The organism is Halobacterium sp. KA-6, from assembly GCF_021029015.1.
GTDB lineage: Archaea > Halobacteriota > Halobacteria > Halobacteriales > Halobacteriaceae > Halobacterium.
The window spans coordinates 1-1,133 of the sequence record NZ_JAJJZH010000040.1; the positions used below are offsets into that span (position 1 = coordinate 1).

Genomic DNA, 1,133 nt, shown 5'->3' on the forward strand with positions numbered 1-1,133 from the left:
TTTTTCGACTGGTCGAGCATTAGCCTTCATGACCGAACACCTGAACGATATTCGTGATTGAGGTTTCACTGTCGATGTCGACCGCCAGTACCGGATAGGCTGACACGTCTTCACGGTGTATTATTGTCTAAAATTGCCAATGGTGTCTGGCGCGAACTGCTGCTTGACGATGCATTGTTTGGACTGTATGGCACCGTAGACTGCTCCGGTTCTCTGCTGACTCCCGGAGAAACACGACCTCCCAACCGATGTATTTCTCGGGGGAATTTCGGAATTAGTTGACTGTTACCCTTCGATTTTGCTTGGTCGGTGTGTTTGACTACGTTGAGCGAAAATTCATCTAAGCGCATCCCACGCTCACCACATGCGAGTCACTCAGTTTCACAGCCGTAAGCCAGTCGCCGCGCGCGAGTGGTGCCTACACGTGTGTATATTAATCGAAATACTACTCCTTCGAACGACCTGTCAAACTCACTTGCCCGGTTCACGAGTTCGACCTCGAATCCTCGACGTCTAATTACATATCTATGTGTGTAATCTAATTCGCCTCCTTCCACCGACCACCCCACAGAGCCACATATACAGATAGTTCATCGTTGTTCACCATTAGAAAACACTCTCCGCCCCACGACCGGTCTATCTATCCACTATGTTGCCCCTCATGAACTTCATAGGCATCTATTCGGGTCTCCGTACCCGTATCTCTATCTCTCGCACCAGAGTTGTTAACTAATAGAAAATCTATCAGTCGATAGAGAGTTTATTCTCCACGTCCTTCGCTCCGCTGACGACCAACCCGACGGTGTCCTCTTCGAGACGCTTTCCGCTCATTCGCGGAGGAGGGCCGAGGACTTCGATTGCGCCCAACGGGCGACCGTCGTCGTCGAGGACCGGTGCGGCGACGCCGCGATAGTCGTCCGATTGCTCCTGTCTGTCGTATGCGACTCCTTGGTCGCGAATCGCTTGGAGCTTGGACTGCAACTCGTTGCGTTCGGTAATCGTATTCGCAGTCTCCGAGGAGAGCGAGTCGTGGTCGAGAAACTCCGCAACCTCGTCTTTGTCCATATTGGCGAGGAGTACCTTCCCGGCCGCCGTCGCGTGCAATGGTCGTATCTCTCCCTCCTGGTCCGGAG

Annotated in this window: 1 protein-coding gene; it reads right to left on the reverse strand. The window is 52.7% G+C overall.

Annotated features, from left to right (window positions below):
• Nucleotides 1–744: 744 nt before the first annotated feature.
• On the reverse strand, nt 745–1,133 hold a 389-nt coding region (locus LPA46_RS18690; protein WP_230893814.1), incomplete at its 5' end, for an IclR family transcriptional regulator.